Annotated in this window: 6 protein-coding genes; 5 read left to right on the forward strand and 1 reads right to left on the reverse strand. The window is 62.9% G+C overall.

Annotated elements, in window-relative coordinates; genetic code table 11:
• Window positions 1-364 precede the first annotated feature (364 nt).
• The 5 genes from rlmKL (at window position 365) to Q427_RS21010 (ending at window position 6020) form a co-directional block, all read left to right on the forward strand.
• Entirely contained in the window at window positions 365-2563 is a 2199-nt protein-coding gene (gene rlmKL / locus Q427_RS20995) for a bifunctional 23S rRNA (guanine(2069)-N(7))-methyltransferase RlmK/23S rRNA (guanine(2445)-N(2))-methyltransferase RlmL (protein ID WP_043517058.1), read from the forward strand.
• On the forward strand, window positions 2560-2907 hold the full coding sequence (locus tag Q427_RS21000; RefSeq protein ID WP_043517060.1) for a glutaredoxin family protein: 348 nt from the start codon (window positions 2560-2562) through the stop codon (window positions 2905-2907). Before rlmKL ends, Q427_RS21000 begins: the two co-directional genes overlap by 4 nt.
• Before the next feature lie 106 nt (window positions 2908-3013).
• Window positions 3014-5194, forward strand: coding sequence for a diguanylate cyclase domain-containing protein (locus Q427_RS29270; RefSeq protein ID WP_197030769.1), 2181 nt, complete (start codon window positions 3014-3016; stop codon window positions 5192-5194).
• Window positions 5191-5868, forward strand: a complete 678-nt coding sequence (locus Q427_RS35670; RefSeq protein ID WP_051496573.1) for an EAL domain-containing protein — start codon at window positions 5191-5193, stop codon at window positions 5866-5868. The genes Q427_RS29270 and Q427_RS35670 overlap by 4 nt, the downstream gene beginning before the upstream one ends.
• The gene (locus tag Q427_RS21010; RefSeq protein WP_043517061.1) at window positions 5811-6020 is read left to right on the forward strand and encodes a hypothetical protein; all 210 of its coding nucleotides are present in this window, start codon (window positions 5811-5813) and stop codon (window positions 6018-6020) included. The genes Q427_RS35670 and Q427_RS21010 overlap by 58 nt, the downstream gene beginning before the upstream one ends.
• Here the strand turns inward: Q427_RS21010 and Q427_RS21015 are convergent.
• Window positions 5993-6274: a hypothetical protein gene (locus tag Q427_RS21015; protein WP_043517062.1), complete on the reverse strand. Its 282-nt coding sequence runs from the start codon at window positions 6272-6274 to the stop codon at window positions 5993-5995. The genes Q427_RS21010 and Q427_RS21015 overlap by 28 nt on opposite strands.
• Between the last annotated feature and the right edge of the window lie 201 nt (window positions 6275-6475).

The following is a 6475-nucleotide window of genomic DNA, read 5'->3' on the forward strand; positions in this document are numbered from 1 at the left end:
CGACCCGACGTTCCACCGCCCGCATAACCGTGTCAAACGGCAGAGCGAATGGGTGCAAGTCCAAACAGGACTCGCCAAGAGAACGCATGCATCCTTACAGTAGCTACTAAGACTAGTCTTAGCCCATTTCGGGTGTCATTGTCGACCTATCTTTCGTCAAAAGCCGGACTCAATTTTGTAACAAAAGGAACATGCCCGACCCGAGGCTTAGTCTGAAAAGTCGGCGAGCGAAGGACAGACAAGGCAAAAATCGGCGAAAAGATGGAGTTTACGGGGTGTAAATGAGTACTTTGAGCCAATTTTTAACGCCGTATGGCCGAGCGCAGCCAGTTTTCGGACAGAGCCAAGGGGTGGGAACGACACCATGAGCGAGCCATTGAATACCAATACCCACGCCTTCCTGGCCACCTGTCCCAAGGGATTGGAAGAGCTGCTGGCCGACGAGCTCCGTGCCCTGGATGCCGAGCCATTCAAGACCACCGTGGCCGGCGTGCACTTCCAGGGTGACCTCGCCGCCGCCTATCGCGCCTGCCTCTGGTCGCGTCTGGCCAATCGCATCGTGCTTTGCCTGGTGAGAGAGGAGGGTATCGAGAGCCCCGACTCGCTGCGCCAGGCGGTGACCACCGTGGACTGGGCCCAACACCTGCGATCCGGTGCCACGCTGGCGGTGGATTTCCATGGCCGCTCGGAGCAGATCCGCCATACCCGCTTCGGTGCCCAGACCGTCAAGGATGGCGTGGTCGATGCCCTGCAGACGGCAGGAAGGCCGCGGCCAGACGTCGACCTGAAGGAGCCGGACCTGCGCCTCTATGCCCATCTGCATCGCGGCCGGCTGACCCTGGGCGTGGACCTCTCCGGGGAGAGCCTGCATCGCCGTGGCTACCGACGGGACGTCGGCCATGCGCCACTGAAGGAGAATCTCGCCGCTGCCCTGTTGATGCGGGCCGGCTGGCCCGAGCGGCTGCGGGCCGGTGAACACCTGGTGGACCCCCTTTGCGGTGCCGGCACCCTGTTGATCGAGGCGGCGCTGATGGCCGCCGACATGGCGCCCAACCTGGCGCGTGTACGTTTCGGCTTCCATGGCTGGGCAGGGCATGACAATGAGCTTTGGCTCGAACTCAGGCGCGAGGCCGAGGCCCGGGCCAGCATCGGGCGCAAACGCTGTCGGAACCGACTATTCGGCTTTGACCAGAGCCCGCCGGCGCTGGCGGCGGCCAAGGCCAATGCCATGCGGGCCGGCATTCCGGCCCTTGTCACCTTCAAGGGTGCCTCCCTGGAACAGCTGCAGCGCCCCGCCGAGCTCGATGTGGCGGCGCGGGGGCTGGTGATCGCCAACCCCCCTTATGGGGAACGTCTGGGAGAGCTGCCCGAGCTGGTGGCGCTCTATGCCGAGCTGGGCGAGGGGGTGCGCCGTGCCTTCCCCGGGTGGCGGCTGGCGGTCTTTACCGGCAACCCCGATCTCGGCCATCGAATTGGACTGCGGGCCGACAAGCAGTACTCGCTGAAGAATGGGCCGCTCGATGCCAAGCTGCTGCTGATGAACGTGACGGCAGCCACCGCCGATGCGGATGCCACGGTGAAGCCGGAAGGACAGCCGCGCAGCGACGGAGCGCAGATGTTCGCCAACCGACTGGAGAAGAACCGCAAGCGGCTGAAGAAATGGCTCAAGCAGAGTGGTGAGAGCTGCTATCGGCTCTATGATGCCGACATGCCCGAGTATGCCCTGGCGGTGGATGTCTACGGGGATCGGGTGCATGTGCAGGAGTACGCGCCGCCGCGCTCGGTGAACGCCGCACAGGCGCAGAAGCGGCTGTTCGATGCCCTGCAGGTGATTCCCGAGGTGCTGAATGTGGATGCCGGCCAAGTGGTGATCAAGCGCCGGGAGAAGCAGAGTGGAAAGGAGCAGTATCGCAAGCAGGCCAGCAGCGGGGAGCGCTTCCAAGTGCGTGAGGGGCGGGCCCGGCTGTGGGTCAACCTGCGCGACTACCTCGATACCGGCCTGTTTCTCGACCACCGTCCGGTGCGGCGCATGCTGGCCGAGATGGCGCCCGGAACGCGCTTTCTCAACCTGTTCTGCTATACCGGCGCGGCCACGGTTCAGGCGGCCCTGGGTACGGAGGAGGCGGGCGGTGCGTCGGACAGCATCAGCGTCGATCTTTCCAATACCTATCTGGATTGGGCGCGGGACAACTTTGCCTTGAACGGGCTCGACCCGGCGCGGCATCGGGTGGTGCGTGACGACTGCCTGCGCTGGCTGGAAACCGCCAGGGCCGAGTTCGACCTGATCTTCCTCGACCCGCCGACCTTCTCCAACTCCAAGAAGATGGACGGTACCCTGGACGTGCAGCGCGACCATGTTCGGCTGTTGGAGCTGACGATGGCGCGCTTGGCCCCCGGCGGCACACTGGTGTTCTCCAATAACCAGCGTCGCTTCCAGCTCGACCCGACACTGGCGGAGCGCTATGCGGTGCAGGATATCTCGGTGAAGACATTCGATCCGGACTTCCAACGGCGCCCCGACCTGCATCACTGCTTCCTGATCCGCCACCGGGAGGGCACATGATCCGGCTGAGGCTCTATACCACCCTGGGATGCCATCTCTGCGAGCAGCAGGAGTCACTGCTGGCCGTGTTGCTGTGCGGCGAATATCACCTCGAGAAGATCGAGATCAGCGAGGACGAGGCGCTGATGGAGCGCTACGGGGTGCGCATTCCGGTACTGGCGGACGAGGCGGGCGAGGAGCTGGACCGCGGTTTCGAGCCGCCTCTTCTGGCGGCCTGGCTGGCCGAGCGCGGCTGGCTGGATGAGGCCGCTTGGCAGTCTCTCAGGCGCCAGATGGGGGGCGAGGCCGGACCCCGCGAGGTGAAGAGCGCCGTCATGCGCGGCGGCCGGCGCTATCTGGGTTGAATGGGTGCGTTGACATAGCGGACATCAGTTCTCTCTCTTGGAGTGGTGTGGCGCCCCCACATTGTGACAACTTGGTGGCATAAGCACGATGGCGCGGGGGGTGGATATGAATGCACCACAGCGCAGGCCGTGGCGGCAGATCGTGCTGGGTGGCATGTTGTTGGCATTGGCCGGCACTGCCCTGTCAGCTGGCGATATCGGGCTGACCGAGGAAGAGCGGCAGTTCCTCAGGGAGAACGAACCCATCGTGTTCGTCAGCCAGACCGGCTACCCCCCCTTTGAATTCGTCGATGCCAACCAGCAGCGCCGTGGCATGATGGTGGAGCTTGCCCAGTGGATTGCCACCGAGGCCGGCTTTCATGCCCAGTTCACCGATACCGTCTTCCAGCAAGCGCAGCAACGGCTGCTGAGTGGAGATGCCGATGTCCTGACCAGCTTTTTCTTCAGCGAGGCCAGGGACCGTGAGTTCGATTTCACCCAGACCGTCTTCCTGGTGCCCGCGTCAATTTTCGTTGCCGCGCAGCGACCCGACATCGCCCTGGTGTCGGACCTTGATGGTAAGCGCGTGGCCACGCAGCGCGGTGACTTCGCCAAGGAGTACCTGGCCTCGCTGGATATCGAGCTCGAACTGATCCAGACCGACGACTTTGCCAGTGCGGCGCGAGCCGTGATCGACGGTGATGCCGACGCCATGGTGGGAGATGAGCAGATCGTTCTCTACTACCTGTACAGCAGCGGCCTTCATGAGCTCATGAAACGGGTTGGCGAGCCGCTGTATGTGGGCCTGAATGCCATGGCAGTCGTGGAAGGCAACCATCTGCTGCAGTCGATCCTGAACAAGGGGGTCGAACATGCCCGTACCAGTGGGACGCTCGATCGCCTGCAGGAGAAGTGGGTGGGTGCTGAGCTGCCCGGGGCTGGATTCCATTGGCACGATTACTGGCATTACGGGGTGGGCCTGGCGTTGCTTGTCATGTGGGTCGTGGCCTGGAACGTCAGGCTGCGGCATCTGGTTTCGCGCAAGACAGCCCAGCTCGAGCTCGCGGCCAGCGTGTTTCGACACGCCCGTGAGGGCATCATCATGACTGATGCCCAGGGGGCCATTCTCGATACCAACGATGCCTTTACCCGTATCACTGGCTACTCCAGGGACGAGATTCTCGGCAAGAATCCCCGTTTGCTGCAGTCGGGGCACCAGGGCGATGCTTTCTACCGGCAGTTATGGGAAGACTTGCTCGAACAGGGCGCCTGGGAAGGAGAGCTCTGGAACCGGCGCAAGAACGGTGAGGTGTTTCCGGAGCTGCTGACCATCTCGAAGGTGAGCGACAAGCAGGGAAAGACGTCGCACTTCGTCGGCATCTTCACTGACATCAGCAGGCAGAAGGAGTACGAGCGACAGCTCCAGAGCATGGCCTTCTATGACAGCCTGACAGGGCTGCCGAACAGAACGCTGCTTGCAGACAGGTTGAGTCAGGCCATGGTGTCGGCGCGGCGAAACGGCTGCAAGGTGTCGCTGGCCTACATCGACCTGGATGGCTTCAAGGAGATTAATGACCGACTTGGGCACGAGTTTGGTGATCGCGTGCTCGTGACCATTGCCGAGCGGTTGACGCATGCCCTGCGCGCAGCCGATACGGTGGCCCGGTTCGGTGGCGATGAGTTTATCCTGGTTCTGCCTGGGCAGAGTGATGTGGCAAGCGTGAGTACGCTCATCGCCCACTTGCTTGGCCATATCGCGGAACCGATAGAGATAGAGGGAACCTGCTTGTATGTGTCGGGTAGTGTCGGCGTGGTTCACTTCGACCCCGAAGACGACATCGAGCCTGAGCAGCTCATACGCCAGGCCGACCAGGCCATGTATCAGGCCAAGCAGGCCGGCAAGAACCGCTTCCACGTCTTCGATGCCGAGCACGATCGAGCGGTGCGGGGACATCACGAGAGCCTCGAGCGCATTCGTGACGCCCTGGCCAACGACGAGTTCGTGCTTCACTACCAGCCCAAGGTCAACATGTCGACGGGGGAGGTGATCGGCGTGGAGGCACTGATACGCTGGCAGCACCCCCAGCGAGGCCTATTGGCGCCAGCCGCCTTCCTTCCCGCCATTCAGCAGCATCCGCTGGCCATCGACCTGGGCGAGTGGGTACTGGCCCGGGCCCTTGGTCAGTTCGAGGCCTGGGTGGCTACCGGCATCCGGCTACCGGTGAGCATCAATATCGATGCCATTCACCTCCAGCAGGCTGATTTCGTCGCGCGTTTGCGTGCCGAGGTCGAGCGCCATCCAGCGTGACGCCAGGTGATCTCGAACTCGAGGTGCTCGAGACCAACGCATTCAGCGATGTCACCCATGTGACCTCGGTGATGCAGGCATGCCGCGAGTTTGGCGTCGATTTTGCGATCGATGATTTTGGCACCGGTTATTCATCGCTGACATACCTTCGCCACCTCCCCGCCAGCGTCCTCAAGGTAGACCAAAGTTTCGTCCGCGACATGCTCGACGACCCGGAAGACCTCACGATGCTCGAGGGCGTGCTTGGGTTGGCCGTAGCATTTCGCCGCGAGATCGTGGCCGAGGGGGTCGAGACCCTGCTGCATGGACGCTTGCTGCTGGCCATGGGCTACCAGTTGGGCCAGGGATACGCCATTGCACGGCCCATGCCGGCAGGTTCGATACTGGGGTGGCTGGATACCTGGCGGCCCGACGCCTCCTGGTATCAGCGGCAGCGTGCCGGGCCAGAGGAGCTGGAGGCCATATATGCCATGGTCGATCATCGCGCCTGCGCTGCCGGTATGCTGCAATATCTCAGCGGTGAGCGGCCCGATCGGCCGAAGGCGAACTGCACTCATTGCCGCTTGGCGCAGTGGCTGGCCCTCCTTGGTCGTGATCAGGCCAGGAGGGCCCGGGCATGGGGCGGATCGCCAGGCTCCATGCCACCTACGACCGGCTCGCCCAAGAGGCGCTGATACTCAAGCAGGACGAAGGTCACGAAGGGGCCAGGCAGCATACCCGCCAGGTGGCGGAGGTCAGCGAAGAGTTGCAGGATCTGCTGCAGTATTGGATAGACGAGAGGGGCGTGCCGGAGAGGGGCTATAGCGAATCCAGCAGGGAGAGCTGATGGACGGCCGCTTGTCCCTCGGCGCTTTCGGCCTCGACCTCAAGCACCTTGCGCAGGCCCCGGGAGGCCTGGATGGTGGCTTCGTCTCCCAGCCACATCATGGCCTGGTCATGATCGTCGGCAAGCATATGCTTCAAGCCACCGAACTGGGTGCCGATCTGCCCCCAGGCGCGGCTGAAAATCCAGTCTCCGAACATGTCCTGGTGGATATGCACCAGCACATAGTCATGGTCACTTTCCCAGCGGATGATCACGAAGGCTCCAGCAAGTCAGGGGTCGCCGGGTAGCGGCGTGCCAATGTCAGGTGGCGGTATTGTAAGGGTTCGAGCAGACTGGGCAAGTACCGTAGCAAGGAGAGTTCGCGTGAGAATTGTGGTCGATGCCAACGTGCCCGCCGCCGACGCCTGTTTCGGCGGGCTGGGCGAGTTGATTCGCCTGCCGGGGCGCGAGATCGA

The sequence above is a fragment of the Halomonas sp. BC04 genome, from assembly GCF_000568385.1.

What these genes read in the sequence shown, in the direction of transcription:
- rlmKL (WP_043517058.1), top strand. Translation starts at nt 365, where the DNA reads ATGAGCGAGCCATTGAATACCAATACCCACGCCTTCCTGGCCACCTGT.
- Q427_RS29270 (WP_197030769.1), top strand. Translation starts at nt 3,014, where the DNA reads ATGAATGCACCACAGCGCAGGCCGTGGCGGCAGATCGTGCTGGGTGGC.
- Q427_RS21010 (WP_043517061.1), top strand. Translation starts at nt 5,811, where the DNA reads ATGGGGCGGATCGCCAGGCTCCATGCCACCTACGACCGGCTCGCCCAA.
- Q427_RS21000 (WP_043517060.1), top strand. Translation starts at nt 2,560, where the DNA reads ATGATCCGGCTGAGGCTCTATACCACCCTGGGATGCCATCTCTGCGAG.